The sequence below is a fragment of the Aliarcobacter butzleri genome, assembly GCF_900187115.1.
GTDB classification, from domain to species: domain Bacteria; phylum Campylobacterota; class Campylobacteria; order Campylobacterales; family Arcobacteraceae; genus Aliarcobacter; species Aliarcobacter butzleri.
Map to the genome: position 1 here is coordinate 1,115,614 of NZ_LT906455.1, position 20,494 is coordinate 1,136,107.

The window sequence follows — 20,494 nt, forward strand, 5'->3', positions numbered from 1 at the left end:
TTGTAAGAATTTTATAGAATAAAATATCTAAGCAAAGAAAGAGTTAATATTGAAACATCTCTTATTGATTTTTTATTTTTTAAGTTTAAATCTTTATTCTAATACAGATTCTTTTGATTCAAAAAAGATTTTTGTCTTTTTAGACAATTCTTTATTAATAAATAATCAAATTGAAATAACTTATGAATTAGTTATTGAAATAGTACTTTTAATTTTGATTTTAATAGGTATGTTTATTTATTGGAATTTAAAGCTAAAAGAGAGCGAAGCAAAGTTTAGAACACTTTTTGATATTGCACCAGTTTTTCTAAATTCTTTTGATAAAAATGGAAAGATTATTTTATGGAATAAAGAATGTGAAAAAGCATTTGGTTGGACTTTTGATGAAATAAAAAATAAAAAAAATTCTTTAAGTTTATTTTATGATGACCCAAAAGTTTGTGAAGATGTTATGAAATCATTTGAAAATATAAGTAATAGTTTTGAAGAGTGGCATCCAAAAACAAAAAATGGTGAAACTTTAATTGTAAAATGGGCAAATATAAAACTTCCAAATGGTGAAACAATAAATATTGGATTAGATATTACGCAACAAAGAAATTATGAAATATCAATTCGAGAAAAAGCTTTAGAGTTAAAAGTTGCAAAATTACAGTTAGAAAATCTAAATAGTTCTTTAGAAAAAAGAATTGAAGATGAAATTAAAAAAAACACAAAACAACAACATATGATAATGCAACAAAATAAATTAGCTCAAATGGGTGAAATGATAGAAAATATTGCTCATCAATGGCGACAGCCATTAGCTCAAATAAATTCATCAATTATTTTAATTGATGCGATATTAGAAAAGCATAATTTTAAAGATACTCTTGTAGAAAATAAATTAACAGAAATAGAATCTTTAACTTCTTATATGTCAAAAACTATTAGTGATTTTAAAAATTTTTTTAATCCAAATAAGAAAAAAACTATTTTTAAAGTAGAAGATGCAATTCAAAAAGCCAGTGATATTTTAAAAGGATTAATTAATTCTCATCATATTCAAATAGAAATAAATATTGAAAAAGATTTAAAAATTAATAGTTATCTAGGAGAATTACAACAAGTTATTTTGATTATTATAAATAATTCAATAGATGCTTTTATTCATATGAATATTCATTTTCCAAAAATTTTAATAAATGCTTATATGGATAATGAAAATTTAGTTATACATATAGAAGATAATGCATTAGGAATAAATTCAGACTTATTAGATAAAATTTTTGAGCCATATTTTACAACAAAACATAAAGCTCAAGGAACTGGACTTGGACTTTATATTGCCAAGATGATTGTTGAAAACAGTTTATTAGGTTTTTTAAGTATTGAAAATAAGCAAAATGGTGCTTGTTTTACAATTAAAATACCAAAGGGAGAAATATGATAGAACAGATGTATCCTTATAAAATTTTATTTGTTGAAGATGAAAATGCAATCAGAGAAAATTATATAACATATTTAAAAATGTTTTTTAATGAAGTTCATGAAGCCTCAGATGGAGAAGAAGCTTATAAATTTTATGAGTTACATAAACCAGATATTTTAATAGTAGATATAAATATTCCTAAAATAAATGGATTAGAGTTACTTAAAAAGATTAGACAAAATGATATGACTACAAAAGCTATTATAATGACAGCTCATAGTGATAATTCATTTTTATTTGAAGCTGTGACATTAAAACTTACAAAATATTTAGTTAAACCTGTTAATAGAAAAGATTTAAAAGATGCTTTAGAATTAGTTATAGATGAGTTGTTAAATTTTGATATTCAATCTATTCAAAAAATAGAATTACCAGAAAAATATAGTTGGGATTTGACTATAAAAGAACTAAAACACTATAATAAAATAGTTGATTTGACAAATAAAGAAAAGCTATTTCTAGATTTACTTCTTTCTAAAAAAAACAAAGTATTTACTTATGATGATATTTTTGAATATGTTTGGAATTTTGAAGATGAAATTAATTTAAATGGTTTAAAAAATTTGGTAAAAAGATTAAGAAAAAAAGTTCCAGAAAATTTGATTTTAAATGTTTTTAATGAAGGATATAAAATTAATATTTAATTTTATATCCACAAATTAAATAGAAAAATAAATAAGAATATAATTTTTATCACTCAATTTTAATGGTTTATATCATGAAATAAAAAATAATAAAAAAATTATTTATTTTTTTCAAAATAAAAAATAATCTCTAGCAAATGCCTTTTTTAAGGTATTTGATTGAATATAATATTTATAATGAAATTATATGAAAGTTTATATTTACTTTGATACTTTTCTGACACTTCAGGTGTATATAATAACGAAAATATTATTATTTTACTTTATAATGATATTGCTTAATAGAATAAAAAAGGTAGTTAATGAAATTGAAATCAAAAAAAAGATTAATTAGCGTTGTTGCAAGTGCAATATGTTTATTAAGTGTTAATCTTAATGCTTTAACACTAAAAGAGAGTGTACTAGAAGTTTTAGATACAAATCCAGTAGTACAAGAAAGATTAAAAAATTTTAATGAAACTCAACAAGATTTAGAAATAGCAAAATCAGAATGGCTACCATCACTTGATTATTCTGCAAGAATTGGAAGAAATAATAGTGGTGAATTAAAAGATAGTGGTAGTTCAAAATTTGACCACACAGTTCAAGACAGAACTTACTCTCATTATACAAATTCTTTAAAACTTACACAAAATATTTTCAATGGTTTTAGTACAACACATAAAATTAGCTATCAAGAGACAAGAATTTTAGGTGCAGCATATCATTATTTAGAAAATGCAAATGATATCTCATTTCAAATGGTTGGAGCTTATATAGATGTTATTAGAAGTTATCAGCTATATCAAAATGCAAAAGATAATGTTGATATAAACCAAAAAATTTATAACGATGTTAAGTCTTTATATGAACAAGGTTTAACAACAAAGTCTGAGATGACAAAAATTTATGCTTCTTTATCTTTAGCAAATTCAAATTTAGTTGTTCAAAAAAATAATACAATGGATAAAGAATTTAGATTTAAAAGACTTTTAGGTAGAGAAGTTAATGTTTCAACTTTAAGTTTACCAGCTTTGAATTATGCAATGCCAGAAAGTAAAGAAAGAGCAGTAATGGTTGCAATTCAAAATAACCCTTCAATTTTAGTTAGTAATTTTAATATAAAAGGTGCTCAAGAGTTATATAAACAAAAAAAATCTGCATTTATGCCAACAGTTGATTTAGAGTTAGAACAAGTATTTAATGATTATTCAACAGACAATAGTTTTGATAGTGCAGATGATAGACAAAAAGCTTATGTTGTTATGAACTGGAACCTATATAAAGGTGGTGCACATGAAGCAGATTTACAAAAAAGTAAAAGTTCAATAAATAAAGAAGTAGAACTTCAAAGAAATCTAAAAAGACAAACTATTGAGAGTTTAGAACTATCTTGGTCTGCGTATGAAATGCTTGGAAAACAACTAGAAGAGTTATATAAATATTACCAATATTCAGAAGATACATTAGAAAGTTATAGAAGTGAATATGAGATGGGAAGAAGAACTCTTCTTGATTTGTTATCAGCACAAAATGACTTAGTAAATTCAAAAAGCCAAATTATAAATGCTCAAATGGATAAACTTTTTGCACAATATAGAATTTTAGATGCAATGGGTGTTTTAGTAAGTTCAGTAGTTGATGAAGCAGAATACAATAAACTTATAAAACCAACACTTAAACCATTTGATATTGTAAAAGATGAATTACCTATAAATCTTGATGCAGATAAAGATGGAATTGTTGATAATTTAGATATTTGTGATAATAGTGTTGTTGGAAATAATGACATTAAACCTTATGGATGTTCTCAACAAGAAAAAGATTCAGATTTTGATGGAATACCAGATTATAAAGATAAGTGCCCTAATACACCATTTGGAAGTTTAGTTGATGCAAATGGTTGTGAAACAGGAGAAGTAAGTGGTAATGAATTTAAAGCAAATGAAGATTATTTAAAATCTGTTATGGCATATACAGAAGAAAGTCCTAAAAAATCACCAAAACTAGGTTTATATGACTATGAATTTAATGCTGCTGCAAATAAAAATGTTCAATCAACTGCTTTAGATAATCATTTAATGTATGATGATTTTAATATGATTAAAAGATTTGAATTTATTGATATGAATAAATCAAGAGAAACTCAAATTGAAAAAATCGTAAATGAAATTAAACCATATAATGATAAAAATGTAGTAGTAACTATTATTGGAAATACTGAGATTACAAAAAATAAAGAGAAAAGTTATACTCAAGGAATGGAATATGCAAATACTATTAAAAATGAGTTAGTAAATAAAGGTATAAATAAAGATATTTTAGTAACTCAATCAAGACTTGATTTTGATAAAGCTTATCTTGATTTAGCTGATGGAAGCTTAAATAATGTAGTAGCAGTTGCTTTATATGTTCCAAAATCTATTCAAAAAATCAGTGAAAATAGTCCTCAAATAGATAGTGATAAAGATGGAGTAATTGATTCTTTAGATAAGTGTCCAAATACACCAGCTGGTTATACTGTTGATGAAAATGGTTGTACAAATACTATAAATTTAGAAGTTTTATTTGAAAATAATTCAGCTGTGATAAAAGAAGAGACAAAAGGAAAAGTATTGTCTTTTGCAAGATATTTACTAGATAACAAAGAGTTTAATACAATAATTGAAGGGCATGCAAGTAAAGATCCAACAGCATCAGCAGCACATAATCAAAAATTATCAGAACAAAGAGCAGCTGCTATAAAAAATTTATTGATTTCAAATGGAGTTGAAGCTTCAAGAATTCAAAGTATTGGAAAAGGTCATAATGAACCAATTGCAGACAACTCAACAGCCGAAGGTCAAGCTTTAAATAGGAGAATTGATGCTATACTTATAAGAAAATAATTTATAAGTATATAAAAGGGGAAAAATGGTTAATCAGAATTTGAGAAAAAATGATAGTTTATTAGAGTGTTTAGTTCTATATACGAGGCTTTTTCATAAGCCATTTTCTTCTGAATCCTTACTTCAAGGATTACCTTTAGGTTCAAATCTATCGGATCAGATGCTCTTTTCTAAAAATAGTTCAAAATCTATGTTTAGTAGAGCAGCTGCAAGAGCAGGATTAAAAACTACAATTATTGAAAAACCCATAAAAAATATATTGAGTTTACAACTTCCTGTAATTTTATTTTTATCAAATGAAAATAGTTGCATTTTGGACTCTTTTAATGAAGATAAAACAAAAGCAAAAATTATTTTTCCAGGTGTTGATGACCCTTTAGAAGATTGGGTTGATATAGAAAAATTAGAAGCTGAATATTTAGGCTATGCATTTATGCTAAAAAAAGCTTATGAATATGAGCATGAAAATGGTAAAAAAACACTTGATATAAATAACCAAAAACATTGGTTTTGGAGTACTTTAGGTTTTTCAAAGTCTATTTATCTTGATTGTATTTTGGCTTCAATTTTGATAAATCTTTTTGTTTTAGCAACGCCACTTTTTACAATGAATGTTTATGATAGAGTTATTCCAAATAATGCTCAAGAAACATTGGTTGTATTTACAGTAGGGATTGTTATTGTATTTTTATTAGATGGTATTTTGAAATTTTTAAGAACATATTTTTTAGAAATTGCGGCTAAAAAAAGTGATATTATCATGTCATCTATTATTTTTGAAAAAGTTTTAGATTTACAATTAAGTTCTCATCCAAAATCAGTTGGTTCATTTGCAAATAACTTAAAAAGCTTTGATAGTATAAGAGGTTTCTTAACAAACTCAACATTAAGTGTGCTTGTAGATTTCCCTTTTGCGATTTTATTTTTAATTGTAATATTTTATTTATCAGGTGTTTTAGTATTTATTCCTATATTTATTATCTTTTTGATTGTTATTTATGCAAAAATGATAAAAGACCCTTTAAAAGCGAGTATTGAAAGTACTTATGAAGCAAGTGCTAAAAAAAATGGAATATTAATTGAAGCTTTACAAAATATTGAAACTATAAAAGCACAAGGAATGCAAGGAAATATTCAATATAACTGGGAAGAATCGACAGGAGAAATAGCAAATAAAAGTTTAAAATCTAAAGTAATATCTGCTTCAATTCCTACAGTTACAGGTATTTTGGTTGGATTAAATACAGTTTTGATTATTTGTTTCGGTGTTTATCAAATTCAAGAATTTCATTTAACTATGGGAGGATTGATTGCAACTATGATTTTATCAGGACGAGCTATTGCTCCTATGGGACAAATAGTAAGTTTAATTACAAACTATGAAGATACAAAACAATCTTTTAAAATGTTAGATGATATTGTAAATAGACCAATTGAACGACCATTAGCTAAAGAGTTTGTAAAAAGACCAGCTTTAAGAGGTAATATCGAGTTTAGAGATGTTTCTTTTAAATATCCAGATAGTGATTTATATGCTTTAAAAAATGTTAGTTTTTCTATAAAAGAGGGTGAAAAAGTTGCTTTTATTGGAAGAATTGGTTCTGGTAAAAGTACAATTGCAAAATTATTGTTAAAACTTTATGAGCCTGAAAGTGGTTCAATTTTAATTGATGGAATAGATATCTCTCAAATTGATCCAGCAGATTTAAGACAGAAAATGAGTTATGTTCCTCAAGATGTTCACTTGTTTAGAGATACTATAAAGAAAAATATTCTAGGAATTCATAAATTTGTTGATGATGAGTGGATGCTTAAATGTTCAAAAATTAGTGGAACAGATGAGTTTGTAAAACTTCATCCAATAGGTTATGATATGCCAATAGGTGAAAGAGGGCAAGGTTTATCGGGAGGTCAACGACAAAGTGTAGCAATCGCAAGAGCCTTAATAAACAATGCAGATATTTGGCTTTTTGACGAACCAACAAATGCGATGGATCAAACAAGTGAAATGAATGTTTTAAAAAATTTAAAAGAGAATTTAGAAGAGAAAACTCTTTTAATTGTTACTCAAAAGATGAATATGTTAGATTTAGTTTCAAGAGTTATAGTTATGAATTATGGTGAAAAAGTTTTAGATGGTAAAAAAGAAGATGTTGTAAAAAAATTAGGAGGAGTTTCAAATGATTAAATTAGAAAAACTCCAAAATATTTTCAAAAAACTTGTTTCTTTTCCTAAAAATAAGCTTGAAAAGTTTTTAGATAAACCTTCAAATGCAAAATATAAAGAGATTTATGACGCATTTTTTGATAATAGTATAAAACTTCCAAAAGAGCCATTGAATGAAAATGACTACGATTATATGAAAAGTTTAAGTGCAGCAGTAGTTTTTCATCATTCAAAAAAACTTCATTGGGTTGTTATAGCTTTTTTAGTAACTATTTTTTCTTTTTTAATCTGGTCTTCATTTGCAGAAATTGATGAAATTGCAAGAGGTAGTGGAAAAGTTGTTCCAAGTGGACAAAATCAAATAGTTCAACACTTAGAAGGTGGTATTGTTCAAGAGATTTTAGTAAAAGAGGGTGATTTTGTAAATAAAGACCAAGTTTTAATAAGAGTTTCAAATGAAAAATCAACTTCAACAGTTGCTTCAAATGAACTAAAATCTTATTACTATAAAGCACAAATAAAAAGGCTTGAAGCAGAGTTAAAAAGAGAACCTTTTGTTTATGAGATAACGGATAATCAACAACTTAATGAATTTTTAAATAATGAAAATGAGTTTTATCTTACAAATACAAAACAACTAGAATCAAAAGTTAATATTTTGAAAGAGCAAATTAAACAAAAAGAAAACGAATTAAAAGATGCCCAACAAACTATTGAGCATATGAAATTTTCTGTTGGAGCTATTTCAAAAGAAGTTCAAATGACAAAACCAATGGTAGAAAGAGGTATTCGTTCTCAAGTAGATTTTTTAAAGTTACAAAGAGAAGAGAGTGATGCAAAAAATAAACTTCAAAGTGTAATTTTAAGTGTAGATAAAATCAATTCAGAAATTATCGAGTTAAATAAAAAAATAGATGAAACATATGGTGTATATGATGCTCAAATTAGAGAAAAACTAAATGAAACATATACTCAATTAAAAGATATAGAGGCAAATAATGTTGCTTCAGTAGATCAAGTTACAAGAAATACAGTTATTTCTCCATCTAATGGAATAGTACAAAAACTTCATGTAAATACAATAGGAGGAGCGATAAAACCTTCTTCTGATTTGTTAGAAATTGTTCCAACAGACCATAAATTGATAGTTGAAGTAAAAATATTGCCTAAAGATATTGCATTTATCTATCAAGGACAAAAAGCAATAGTAAAATTCTCTGCTTTTGATTTCTCTATTTATGGAGGACTTGATGGACATGTTATAAATATCAGTCCAGATACTATTACTGAAAAAGATGAAAAAACTTTTTATATAGTGAGAATTGAAACAGAAAAAAATTATATTGGTAAAGAAGAGAATTCTAAACATATAATCCCAGGTATGATTGCCGATGTCGATATTATGACTGGTAAAAAAACTGTACTTGATTATATTTTAAAACCAATTTTAAAAACAAAAACTTATACTATGACGGAGAGGTAAAGGAAAATGCAAAAATTAGCACTCTACACTAAAGATAATTTGTTATTAAGTAGATGGGAAAGTTTTTTAACTAACTATGAAATAAAAATTATTGAAGATTATGAAGATTTAATTAATTTAGAAAATTCTTTATTAATTGTAAGTAGTTGTGTTAATTTAGAAAATGAAGAGTTTATAATCTCTAATGTACTTAGAAAAGAGAATAAGATTTTATTTTTAGAAAGAGTTCCAAATCTACAAAAAGCTAAAAATTGGTTTGCTTTAGGTATTCAAGGTTATGGAAACTCTATGATGGCATCAGTTTATTTAAATTCTGCAATAGAGACTATTTTGGGTGGATATATTTGGTTACTTCCTGAAATAACAACTCAGTTAATAAAAAATATAAATATTGAAAAAGATAAAAATGTAGATAAGATTTTTAAAGATTTGACTAAAACAGAAGAAAAAATAGCTATTTTAATCAAAAATGGTTATACAAATACACAAATTAGTGAAGAGTTAGAAATTTCAATTAATACTATAAAAACACATATAAAACATATTTATGAAAAACTTAAAGTAAATGATAGATTATCATTTATAAATCTTTTCTTTTAAATGAATTTTTGGTTTTTAGGTGATAAATTGAGAATTATCTCTTTAGAGTATATTTTGATATAATAAAACATGAAAATTTTTATAATTATTATTTTTTTACTGTTTAGTACTCTAAGTGCTGATTTTGCTAGTGAATCTCTTATTGATAAGGTAGAAAAGAAGTATAATAAATTTGCAAAAAATAGATTTGTAGCATTAAATAAATTGTTAGAAAAAATTAAAAATGAAGATGTACAGACAAAACTTGAAAAAGTAAATGATTTTTTCAATAATGTCAAATACAATTCTGATCAAAAAATTTATGGAGTTAGTGATTATTGGGCAACTCCAATTGAATTTCTAGCAAGAGATGAAGGAGATTGTGAAGATTATGTAATAGCTAAATATTTTGCTTTAGAATATTTAGGAGTTCCAACTTCAAAAATGTTTTTAAGTTATGTTAAAGTGAAAAAATCAAACGAGGCACATATGGTTTTATCTTATTTTGAAACACCAACTTCTGAACCTATTATTTTGGATAGTTTAAAGAAAGTAATTTTACCAGCCTCAAAAAGAGATGATTTAACACCAGTTTTTAACTTTAATCCAAATATTTTAAAAGGCAATAAAACAGCAGCACATAAAAAATGGGATACTCTAATCCAAAATTACAAGGAGCAAAAGCTATGAGTTTATTTAAACAAGTATCAATAGTATTGATTTTTATCTTTTTTATACTATTTACCCTTATTGTAGGTTTATCTTTTAATATAATGAAAGAATCTACAAAAAAATCGTTATATGAAAATGTACAAAATAGTGTAACAAGTCTTAGTTTATCTATCACAAATGCAGGTGAAGATGAAAGTACTATAAAAACTGTTATAAATGCAAGTTTTGATAATGGAAATTATGAAAAAATCATTTTCAAAAATATGCAAGAAGAAGTTGTTTATGAAGTTCAAAAAGAGTTAAAAATAGATGAAGATATTCCTCAATGGTTTATAAATTTTGTTGATATAGAAGAAATTTCTGCATTAGCAACTATTTCTAATGGTTGGAATGTTTTAGGTGTTTTAGAAATCTATGGTGATAGAGCTATTTTTTATGAACAAACTTATGCGATTTTTACAAAACTTATTGTCTCTTTGTTGATTAGTTTTGCTATATTACTTGTAGTTTTATTTTTCTTATTTACATTTATATTAAAACCATTAAAAGTTATAAATAAACAAGCTCTTGCTGTTATGAAAAATGAGTTTATTTTATCAGAGAAAATACCTTTTACAACTGAGTTCAAGTCTTTGACTTTAAGTATAAATAGTATGATAAACAAATTTGAGAATATGTTTGAAAATACAAACAATGTACTTAAATTAAATAAAGAACTTCTATACGTAGATGAAATTACAAAACTAAATAATAGAAAATATTTTATTTTAAAAGCAAACGAGTATTTGGATAAAGATAATACAAATAATAAAGGTTTTGTTGTAATAATATCTTTAAAAATTGATGTTATAAATAAAGTTCATGGTTATGCAAAAACAAATGAAATTTTAACTAATCTATCTTCTAACATAAAAAAAGAGTTTAGTGGTGATTTAAATAGTGTACTTGCAAGAATGAATGGTTCTGAATTTGTAGCATTAATTCCAAATATTTTAGAAGATAATATAAAAGATTCATTAGATAAGTTTATAAAAAAAGTTAAAAATATTGAAGAATTAAAAAATAATATAAATTTTGCTTTATGTAAATATGAAAATGAAGATAGCACAAGAACACTTCTTACAAAAATGGATTATGCTATTTCTCAAGCAAAAATTCATACAGAAAATGACTATTTTTATGTAAAAAATATAGAAAATTATAAAACAAAAGAAGAATGGATAAATATTTTAAATGTATCTTTAAAAGAAGAACATTTTAAATTAATGCATAGAGATATCTTAGATATTAATTCAAAAGAAAATCTACTTAAAACTATTAGTTTTGGATTAGAATATGAAGGTGAAATAATAAAATATGGTGAATTTATAGCTCCAATCTTAGAACAAAATAGATTAGATGAAGTTTATTTACATATCATTGAAAAAGTTTTCAAATCTAAAGAAAACAACCTTGTATCTATTCAATTACCAACAATGTTTATTGAAAAATTAAGTAGTTATGCAAAACTAAAAGAGTTATTAACAAAATATAAAAATCAAAATGTTATTTTTGAAATAGAAGAAGAAGCATTTAATAAAAACTTAAATAGTACATTGATGTATGTTGAATTATTTAAAGAAAATAATTTCAAATTTGCAATATTCAATTTTATTGCAAATAGTGATGATTACTCATATTTAAAAGAGTTAAAACCACTTTATATTAAAGCTTCAAAATATTTCTTATTAGAATCAAGACAAAGTTTAAATATGTTGAAGATTTTAACTCAATCTTTAGATATAAAACTTGTAGCAACTTCAGTTGATGATGTTTCAGAAATTACTACTTTAGAAGAAATCGGTATAAATGCAGTTAGTGGTTCTGTTATGGCACAATTAAAGAAATAGACAAAAAAGGCTTTTTTTAGCTTTTTTTGGCTATGATATTTGTCTTATTAAATAAATTATTTGGACAAATAAAATGACTGTTAGCATAAATCTACCTTACGAAAAATCTTATAATATTTTTATAGAAGAGCTAAAAGAACTATCTTTTGATAGAAAGGTTGTGATTGTTACAAATCCAACAGTTAGTTCTTTTCATTTAGAGTATTTAAAAACAAAAATAAAAGCAAAAGAATTAAGTGTTTGTACTATTCCTGATGGTGAACAATATAAAAATATGGAAACTATTGAATCTATTTTAACTCACTGTTTTGAAAATAGACTTGATAGAAAATCATTACTTATTGCTTTTGGTGGTGGTGTTATTGGAGATATGACTGGATTTGCTTCTTCAATTTACCAAAGAGGAATTGATTTTGTTCAAATTCCAACAACGCTACTTTCTCAAGTTGATGCAAGTGTTGGTGGAAAAACAGGAATAAACAATAAATTTGGAAAAAATCTAGTTGGAACTTTCCATCAACCAATTGCAGTTTATATAGACCCAAGTATGTTAAAAACTTTACCAAAAAGAGAGTTTGGAGCTGGAGCTGCTGAAATAGTTAAAATGGCAGTAACTTTTAATAAAGATTTTTTTGAATGGCTTGAAGCTAATGATTTAAGAGATGATAAAAATATTCAAATAGCTATAAAAAAATCTGTTGAAACTAAAGCAGATGTTGTATCAAAAGATGAAAAAGAGCTAGGGATTCGAGCTGCACTTAATTATGGACATACTTTTGGACATGTAATTGAAAATGAGACAAACTATAATACATATTTACATGGAGAAGCAGTTGGAATTGGAATGTGTATGGCAAATGCACTTGCTATGAAACTTGGATTTATGAGTAAAGATGAAGAATTAAGAGTTAAAAAATTACTTGAAACTTATGATATTCCAACAACTTATAAAATAAAAAATGTAGAAGATTTTTATGAACATTTTTTCTTAGATAAAAAGTCATTGGATAATAAAATCAAGTTTATTTTACCAGTTGGTATTGGTGATTGTAAAATCACTAATGAAGTTACAAAAAATGATGTTATTGAAGTTTTAAAAGGTTTTTAAATTGATTAAAAAATTAGGAATTTTATTAGTAGTTGTACTTTTTTCTTTCTCTTTGGCAGCTGAAAATGATAATGTTTTAGATGCGCAAGATAAAGCAGAAGTTAAAAAAATCAAACAACAAATTAAACAAGAAAAAGATATTGCTCTTAAAAAAGAGAAAGAAGAGCAAAAACAAGAGCAATTAAATGCAAATCAAGTAGATATTGAGAATATGGTTGAAATAAATATATTACTTGAAAAAATTGCTAAGATTGAGTTATCACTAAAAGATAATATATTATTAAAAAGATATTCAAATTATTTGTCTTATGGAAAAATTGTAAATGAATTAGATAGTTTAAAAAATAGTTTAAAATCTAAAAATACTTTATCAGAAGAGCAAGAATATCAATTACATAATAAAATAAGAGTAAAAGAAAACGAATTAGAATTAATAGCTGAATATAAAGGTTCTCCAATTGGTGGACTTATAAACCCTCCAGAAATCGAAAAATATGAAAATATAACAAATCCTTTTGGAATAATAAATGCTTTATCAAATATTAAAAAATTAGAAAACAATAAAAAACAATTTAAATCATTAGAAGCAGAAATACAAACTCTTGCTACAATTTTAGAAGATGAATTAGTAACTTATTTAGAACTTTTTAATCTTGATCCAAAGTTAGAATATAAAGATAAAATCACTTTTTTAGATAAACAAAAAAAAGATTTTACGATAGTTTTAGATATTGTTGATACAACTGAAGAAGTTTATACAAGAAAAATTGAACAAATTATTTTAGAGATAAAAAATCAAGTTTCTCAACAAGTTCAAAAAATGTTTACTATTTTAGTGATTATAATTATTTTATCGATTATTTCATTTTTGGTTAAATTGACACTTAGAAAATATTTTTCTCAAAATGAAAATTTTTATATGATAAATAAAATAATTAATTTTAGTTTAGTATTTTTGATTGTGATGGTTGTTTTATTTTCTTATATTGATAATGTATCATATCTTGTAACAATTCTGGGATTCGCATCAGCTGGTATTGCTATTGCTTTAAAAGATTGGTTTATGTCAATTTTTGGTTGGATGGTTATCGTAACTTCTGGATTTATTCAAGTTGGAGATAGAATAAGAGTAACTAAAGGTGGAGTTGAAACAGTTGGAGATGTTTTAGATATATCTTTATTTAAAATAACTATCAGAGAAGATGTTACTATGATTAGTTATACTAAAAACAGAAGAGCTGGAAGAATATATTTTGTTCCAAATAACTACATCTTTTCAGAACTTATAGCAAATTATAGTCACTCAGAACTAAGAACAGTTTGGGATGGAATAGATATTACTATTACATTTGATTCAAACCATAAAAAAGCTCAAAAAATTGCTAGAGAGATTTTAAAACATTATTCAAAAGGTTATAGTGATATTACAAGAAAACAATTATCTAAAATGAGAAATAAATACCAATTACGTGCAACTGGAGTAGAACCAAGAGTATTTACTCTTGTTGAACCTCATGGTATTGTTATATCTTCTTGGTACTTGACAAACTCTTATGCTGCATTAGTTTTAAGAAGTACAATAAGCCCAGAAATTCTTGATGCTTTTATGAAAGAAGATGATATTCATATTGCTTATCCAACTCAACAAATTAATATAAATGATACCCAAAATGCTTATGGACCTTCAAGAGAAAGAAGAACTGTTCCACAAGATTTGGAAGATATCATAACAAAAAGATAGATTATGAATTTTTCAGAAAATAGACAAAAAGTATACTTCAAAACTTTTGGTTGTCGAACAAATGTTTTTGATACGCAAGTTATGATGAGCAATTTAAAAGATTTTGAAGTAACTTTAGATGAAAATGAAGCAAATATAGTTGTAATAAACTCATGTACAGTTACAAATAGTGCAGATAGTACAGCAAGAACTTATATAAATTCATTAAAAAAGCTTCCACAAAATCCAAGAGTAATATTTACTGGATGTGGAGTTTGGACAAAAGGTGAAACACTTTTTAAAGAGAATAAAGTTGATTCATTATTTGGGCATTCACAAAAAGAGAATATCAATGATTTACTTTTAAATGAAGAGAGATTTTTTGAAGCAGGTGATTTAACTCATATCGATAAAACAATAGTTGAAGAGTTTGTAGGAAAAAGTAGAGCATTTATCAAAATTCAAGAAGGTTGTGACTTTAGATGTTCATATTGTATTATTCCTTATGTACGAGGAGATGCTAGAAGTTATAGTGAAGATAAAATCTTAGAGCAAGTTACAACTTTAGCATCAAACGGTTTTGGTGAGTTTATTTTAACAGGAACAAATGTTGGAAGTTATGGTAAAAAACAACATACTTCTTTGGCAAAACTTCTTAAAAAAATGTCACTTATAAAAGGTGTTAGACGAATAAGAATGGGAAGTATTGAACCTATTCAAATTGATGATGAGTTTAAAGAGATAATAAATGAACCTTTTATGGCAAAACATCTTCATATCGCACTTCAACATACTTCTAAAGAGATGTTAAAGATTATGAATAGAAGAAATAAAGTTTTAAGTGATTTAGAACTTTTTGAGTTTTTAAGAGAAAATGGTTATGCTTTAGGAACAGATTTTATAGTTGGACATCCTGGTGAAACTGAAGCATTATGGAAAGAAGCTATGGAAAATCTGCATAGATTTCCTTTGACTCATGTTCACGCATTTACTTATTCAAAAAGAGATGGAACACCAAGTGCTACAATGAAACCTCAAATAAAAGGTGATATAGCAAAAGTAAGATATAATGAACTTATTAACATAATAGAACAAAAAAATTACAATTTTAGAAAAGAAAATAAAAAAACTTTAGAAGTTTTAGTAGAACAAGAAAAAAATGGAAAATATATAGGACTTGACCAATTCTTTAATCAAATTGAGATTGATTCAACAGCTGATTTAGTTGGTGATTGGGTTTATATAAATGATTATGAAGTAAAGGCTGATAAAAATGTCACAAGATTCAAATAATAAAAAAAATATAGATAAAAACTTAAAACTTATGATTATTTCAGCAGTTGTGCTGCTTGTATTATTTGGTTACACAATGTATAAAGGTAGTGTAAATATAAAAGGAAGTTCTTATTATATAGGGATTATTTTCCTTTTTGTGCTTCTATTTTTATCTTTTGTTATAAAAATAAAACAGGATAAAATAAGAGCATATTTTAATAAAAATAAAAAAAATAATGCTTTTGATGCTGAAGTTGAAAAAAGTAAAACAAAAGCTCTAAGCAGCGATGATTTAGATTCAAATATTCAAGCAGTTACTTCAAATGTTACATTTAAAGATGTTGCAGGGATACGTGAGATAAAAGAAGAACTTGAAGAGATAGTTGATTTTTTAAACAATCCAAATAAATATTTAAAATATGGAGTAAAACTTCCAAAAGGTGTTCTTTTAGTAGGACCTCCAGGAGTTGGAAAAACATTGATTGCACGAGCAGTTGCTGGTGAAGCTGATGTTCCATTTTTTTATCAAAGTGGTGCTAGTTTTGTACATATTTATGTTGGAATGGGTGCAAAAAAAGTAAGAGAACTTTTTGCAAAAGCTAAACAAAGTGCACCTTCGATTGTTTTTATTGATGAAATTGATGCTGTTGGAAAGATGCGAAGTGGAAAATCAAATGATGAAAGAGAAGCAACATTAAATGAACTTTTAACTCAAATGGATGGATTTGATGGTGAAAGTGGAGTTATAGTTATTGCAGCAACAAATAAAATAGAAGTTTTAGATGATGCACTTTTAAGAGCAGGGCGATTTGATAGACGAGTTTATGTAGGTCTTCCAAATATTGAAGATAGAAAAAATATTTTAGAACTTTATTTAAAAGATATTAATCATAAAATTGATATTGAAAGATTAGTAAATGAAACAGCAGGATTTAGTTCAGCCGCTCTTGCTACTCTTATAAATGAAGCTTTATTAAATATGATTAAATCTTATAAAAAGAATTTAGACTATAAAGATATTGAAGTAGCTAAAAATAAATTAGAGTTTGGAAAAAAGCAGATAAAAATTCTTGATGACGAACAAAAAGATATTTTAGCAATATATCAAGCAAGTAAAGCATATATTTCAAAAACAAAAGTAGCACTTTTAGATGAAAGTGTTTCAAAGTTAAACTCTACTTATCCATCTTATACTGAATTAGTAGAAAATATAAAAAGAGATTTAGCAGGATTTATAGGACTTGAAGTTATAAAAAAAGAAAAATTTGCTGTAAATAGTGAAGATTTACAAAGATCATATAATTTAGCAAGTGATATTGTAACTAAATACAAAATGGCAACAAATATTGATAGTTTATTAGAAGATATAAAAGAGAATTTAAGAACAGAATTATCTCAAAATGTTGATGAAATAAATAGATTAAAAGAGATTATGCTTAAAAATGAGGTAATTACTCTTGAAGATTTGTAAAAACTTTTTTAGTGGTTTTTGTTTTGAAGATGAATGCGAACTTTTTGATGATTATTTGATTCAAAATGATTTTACAGTTGCTGGGTTTTCTTATGGAGCGATAAAAGCCTTTGAGTATGTTTTAAACTCTTCTTTTAGAGTTGATAAACTTCAACTTTTTTCTCCTGCTTTTTTTCAAAATTTTGATGAAAAATTCAAAAGAACTCAACTTATGTATTTTAAAAAAGATGAAGATTCTTATATAGAAAACTTTTTAAAAAATGTAATTTATCCTTCAAATAAAGATATTTCAAACTATTTTAAAAAAGGCTCAAAAGAAGAGTTAGAAGAACTTTTAACTTATGTATGGGAAGAAGAAAAACTTCAAAAAGTTTTAGAAAAAGGTGTAAAGATAGAAGTTTATTTAGGAGCAGAAGATAAAATAATCGATGCTTTAAAAGCAAAAGATTTTTTAAAAAGTTATGCAACTGTTTATTACTTCAAAGATAAAGGACATTTATTATGAGTGAAAAAATAGCAAAAATTGGAATTGTAACAACAAGTGATAGAGCAAGTGCTGGAATATATGAAGATTTATCTGGACGTGCAATAATAGACACTTTAAATGATTATTTACTTTCATCTTGGGAACCAATTTATAGATGTATTGAAGATGATAAAACTACAATTGAAAATACTTTAAAAGAGTTAGTTGATGATGAAAAATGTTGTTTAGTTGTAACAACAGGAGGAACTGGTCCTGCATTAAGAGATGTAACTCCAGAAGCTACTGAAGCCGTGTGTGATAGAATGATGCCAGGTTTTGGAGAATTAATGAGAAGTGTTAGTTTACAATACGTTCCAACAGCAATTTTATCTCGCCAAACAGCAGGGCTTAGAAAAAACTCTTTAATAGTAAATCTTCCTGGTAAACCAAAATCTATAAGAGAGTGTTTAGATGCAGTTTTCCCTGCGATTCCTTATTGTATAGATTTGATGGAAGGTCCTTATTTAGAAACAAAAGAAGAAGTTATAAAAGCTTTTAGACCAAAAAAATAAGAAGTTTAAACTTCTTATTTTTCACTATTTTGTCGATATTTTATAATCTCTTCTATACTTATAATTGGCATTGAATATTTTTTAGCAAAATTTATTATTTCTTCACCTTTTGCCATAGAACCATCTTCATTTGTTATTTCACATAAAACTGCATTTGGTTCTAAGTTTGATAACTTCATCATATCAACACTAGCTTCTGTATGACCATTTCTTTCCAAAACTCCACCATCTTTTGCACATAATGGAAAAATATGTCCTGGGGAAATTATATGATTTATACCATCTTTTTTTAAAGCTGATTTTATAGTTGTAACTCTATCTTTTGCACTAACGCCAGTAGATATATCTTCTTTTGCTTCAATTGAAATTGTAAAAGGTGTTTGAAATTTAGAATGATTTGATTGAACCATCATAGGAAGATTTAACTTTTTTACCTTTTGTGGTGTTAAACATAAACATACAATACCACTACATTCTCTTATAAGTAGAGCCATTTGTTTTTCGGTAATTGTATTTGCATGAAAGATAATATCAGCTTCGTTTTCTCTATTTTTATCATCAGTGATGATAATACCAGTTCCATTTTGAAGTGCTTTTATAGCATTTTCAATATTTTTTTGTTGATTCATAGTTTTCCTTTTTTATAAAGTAAACTTATTGAATCAGGGCAATAAACCTAATTTTTTTAACAAATAATAAAGTTTAATCTTCTCTTTCATCCAGACTATGACTGTTGGTTTTGGATTCTCACCAAATCTGCTTGACCCTTATAAAATATAAGGCGCTCGTGGACTTCTATAAAATAGTTACCACCAGTAAGGAATTTCACCTTGCCCTGAGAAAATAAATTTGTGAAATTCTAACTAATAGTTTCTTATATAAAAGTGATTTATTTAGTAAATACTTGTTAGAATCTTTGAAATCTAATAGAAAAAAATATTTTTAAAACTATTAATAAAATACTAAAAAAAGAGTTTGAGAGTTTAAAATGAAAGAGTTTTTAGAAGAGACGCAAATAATTGACTTTAAAAATGAAGAGGTTTTTAGTCTCGCACAAGAGTTGGCAAAAGATTGTAAAAGTGATGAAGAAATAGCAAAAAACTGTTTTTTGTATGTAAGAGATAATATCCATCATAGTGGTGATTTTAAAGATGAAATTACAACTTATAAAGCAAGTGATGTTTTAAAATACGAAACTGGTTGGTGTTATGCAAAATCTCATCTTTTGGCTGCACTTTTAAGAGCAAATGGTATTCCTACGGGATTTTGTTATCAAAGATTATCTTGTAGTGAATATAAAAAAGATATTTATTGTTTACATGGATTAAATGCGATTTATTTAAAAGAGTTTGGTTGGTATAAAGTTGATGCAAGAGGAAATAAAAAAGGTGTAAATGCACAGTTTACTCCACCTTTGGAACAACTTGCTTTTAAACTAGAAAAAGATGAGTTTGATTTACCAGATATTTATTCTAAACCTTTAGATGTTGTAATTGAAGCTTTGAAAAAAAATAAAACTTATGATGAAATGATAGATGTTTTTCCTGATGTTCTATTTTTATCAGAAAAATAAATGGTAAATATGAAAACTATTTATATAATTCGGCATTTCAAAGTAAAAGATACTACAAATAAAAGATTAAATTCAAATGAATTTACACATTGGATAGAAGAGTATGATAATTTTGATTTAGAATATTTAAACCTAAATCTACCAAAATTTGATAAAATCTATGTTAGTTCACAAAATAGGGCTATCAAAACAGCAAATTATTTAAAACTTGATTATGAAATAAGTGATTTTTTAGTTGAAGTTGAAGCTTTTGCTTTTACTAAAACGAAACTAAGATTTTCAAAATCTTTTTGGTTAGTTATATCAAGAATACTTTGGTTTTTTAACTTTACTAAAAATGAAACCAAAAAAGATACAAAAAATAGAGCAATGAAATTTGTATCTAAAATAGAAAATAAAAAGAATGAAACTATTTTGATAATATCTCATGGATTGTATTTAAAAGTATTGATTGGACTGTTAAAAAAGTTGGATTATAAGTGCAATGATGATTTTAATATAAAAAATGGAAAATTATACAAGTTATATAAATGATTT

General features: G+C 25.5%; 17 protein-coding genes and 1 riboswitch. Of the genes, 16 read left to right on the top strand and 1 reads right to left on the bottom strand.

The window, feature by feature from the left end; genetic code table 11:
* Positions 1-49: 49 nt before the first annotated feature.
* The 14 genes from CKV87_RS05600 to mog all read left to right on the top strand — a co-directional run bounded on the left by CKV87_RS05600 (position 50) and on the right by mog (position 18,384).
* Positions 50-1,429: a PAS domain-containing sensor histidine kinase gene (locus CKV87_RS05600; protein ID WP_012012819.1), complete on the top strand. Its 1,380-nt coding sequence runs from the start codon at positions 50-52 to the stop codon at positions 1,427-1,429.
* On the top strand, positions 1,426-2,115 hold the full coding sequence (locus CKV87_RS05605) for a response regulator transcription factor (protein WP_012012820.1): 690 nt from the start codon (positions 1,426-1,428) through the stop codon (positions 2,113-2,115). The genes CKV87_RS05600 and CKV87_RS05605 overlap by 4 nt, the downstream gene beginning before the upstream one ends.
* A 302-nt stretch (positions 2,116-2,417) precedes the next feature.
* Positions 2,418-4,982, top strand: coding sequence for a TolC family outer membrane protein (locus CKV87_RS05610; protein WP_012012821.1), 2,565 nt, complete (start codon positions 2,418-2,420; stop codon positions 4,980-4,982).
* A 25-nt stretch (positions 4,983-5,007) separates the two neighbouring features.
* Complete coding sequence (locus CKV87_RS05615; RefSeq protein ID WP_012012822.1) at positions 5,008-7,170, top strand: type I secretion system permease/ATPase; 2,163 nt, start codon at positions 5,008-5,010, stop codon at positions 7,168-7,170.
* Entirely contained in the window at positions 7,163-8,632 is a 1,470-nt protein-coding gene (locus CKV87_RS05620) for an HlyD family type I secretion periplasmic adaptor subunit (protein WP_012012823.1), read from the top strand. The genes CKV87_RS05615 and CKV87_RS05620 overlap by 8 nt, the downstream gene beginning before the upstream one ends.
* A gap of 6 nt (positions 8,633-8,638) precedes the next feature.
* On the top strand, positions 8,639-9,232 hold the full coding sequence (locus CKV87_RS05625) for a response regulator transcription factor (RefSeq protein ID WP_012012824.1): 594 nt from the start codon (positions 8,639-8,641) through the stop codon (positions 9,230-9,232).
* A gap of 69 nt (positions 9,233-9,301) precedes the next feature.
* Positions 9,302-9,901: a transglutaminase-like cysteine peptidase gene (locus tag CKV87_RS05630; protein ID WP_012012825.1), complete on the top strand. Its 600-nt coding sequence runs from the start codon at positions 9,302-9,304 to the stop codon at positions 9,899-9,901.
* Positions 9,898-11,772 (top strand): bifunctional diguanylate cyclase/phosphodiesterase, encoded by a 1,875-nt coding sequence (locus CKV87_RS05635; RefSeq protein WP_012012826.1) that lies wholly within the window; start codon positions 9,898-9,900, stop codon positions 11,770-11,772. The genes CKV87_RS05630 and CKV87_RS05635 overlap by 4 nt, the downstream gene beginning before the upstream one ends.
* Before the next feature lie 73 nt (positions 11,773-11,845).
* Complete coding sequence (aroB, locus tag CKV87_RS05640) at positions 11,846-12,880, top strand: 3-dehydroquinate synthase (RefSeq protein ID WP_012012827.1); 1,035 nt, start codon at positions 11,846-11,848, stop codon at positions 12,878-12,880.
* A gap of 1 nt (position 12,881) precedes the next feature.
* Positions 12,882-14,621, top strand: a complete 1,740-nt coding sequence (locus CKV87_RS05645) for a mechanosensitive ion channel domain-containing protein (RefSeq protein ID WP_012012828.1) — start codon at positions 12,882-12,884, stop codon at positions 14,619-14,621.
* Positions 14,622-14,624: 3 nt separating this feature from the next.
* Positions 14,625-15,893 (top strand): tRNA (N(6)-L-threonylcarbamoyladenosine(37)-C(2))-methylthiotransferase MtaB, encoded by a 1,269-nt coding sequence (gene mtaB, locus CKV87_RS05650; protein ID WP_012012829.1) that lies wholly within the window; start codon positions 14,625-14,627, stop codon positions 15,891-15,893.
* Complete coding sequence (locus CKV87_RS05655) at positions 15,874-17,346, top strand: AAA family ATPase (protein WP_012012830.1); 1,473 nt, start codon at positions 15,874-15,876, stop codon at positions 17,344-17,346. The genes mtaB and CKV87_RS05655 overlap by 20 nt, the downstream gene beginning before the upstream one ends.
* Complete coding sequence (gene bioV / locus CKV87_RS05660) at positions 17,333-17,851, top strand: pimelyl-ACP methyl ester esterase BioV (RefSeq protein ID WP_012012831.1); 519 nt, start codon at positions 17,333-17,335, stop codon at positions 17,849-17,851. Before CKV87_RS05655 ends, bioV begins: the two co-directional genes overlap by 14 nt.
* Positions 17,848-18,384 (top strand): molybdopterin adenylyltransferase, encoded by a 537-nt coding sequence (mog, locus tag CKV87_RS05665; RefSeq protein ID WP_004509318.1) that lies wholly within the window; start codon positions 17,848-17,850, stop codon positions 18,382-18,384. The genes bioV and mog overlap by 4 nt, the downstream gene beginning before the upstream one ends.
* A 14-nt stretch (positions 18,385-18,398) precedes the next feature.
* Here mog and ribB read toward each other — a convergent pair whose 3' ends face one another.
* The gene (gene ribB, locus CKV87_RS05670; RefSeq protein ID WP_012012832.1) at positions 18,399-19,013 is read right to left on the bottom strand and encodes a 3,4-dihydroxy-2-butanone-4-phosphate synthase; all 615 of its coding nucleotides are present in this window, start codon (positions 19,011-19,013) and stop codon (positions 18,399-18,401) included.
* Between the two features lie 74 nt (positions 19,014-19,087).
* Positions 19,088-19,231, bottom strand: a riboswitch (FMN riboswitch).
* 141 nt (positions 19,232-19,372) lie between these two features.
* On the opposite strand from ribB, the gene CKV87_RS05675 reads away from it, so the two are divergent.
* Both CKV87_RS05675 and CKV87_RS05680 read left to right on the top strand, forming a co-directional pair.
* Entirely contained in the window at positions 19,373-19,957 is a 585-nt protein-coding gene (locus CKV87_RS05675; protein WP_012012833.1) for a transglutaminase-like domain-containing protein, read from the top strand.
* A 9-nt stretch (positions 19,958-19,966) separates the two neighbouring features.
* A complete protein-coding gene (locus CKV87_RS05680) occupies positions 19,967-20,491 on the top strand; it encodes a phosphoglycerate mutase family protein (RefSeq protein ID WP_012012834.1) in 525 nt (174 codons plus the stop codon).
* Positions 20,492-20,494 lie beyond the last annotated feature (3 nt).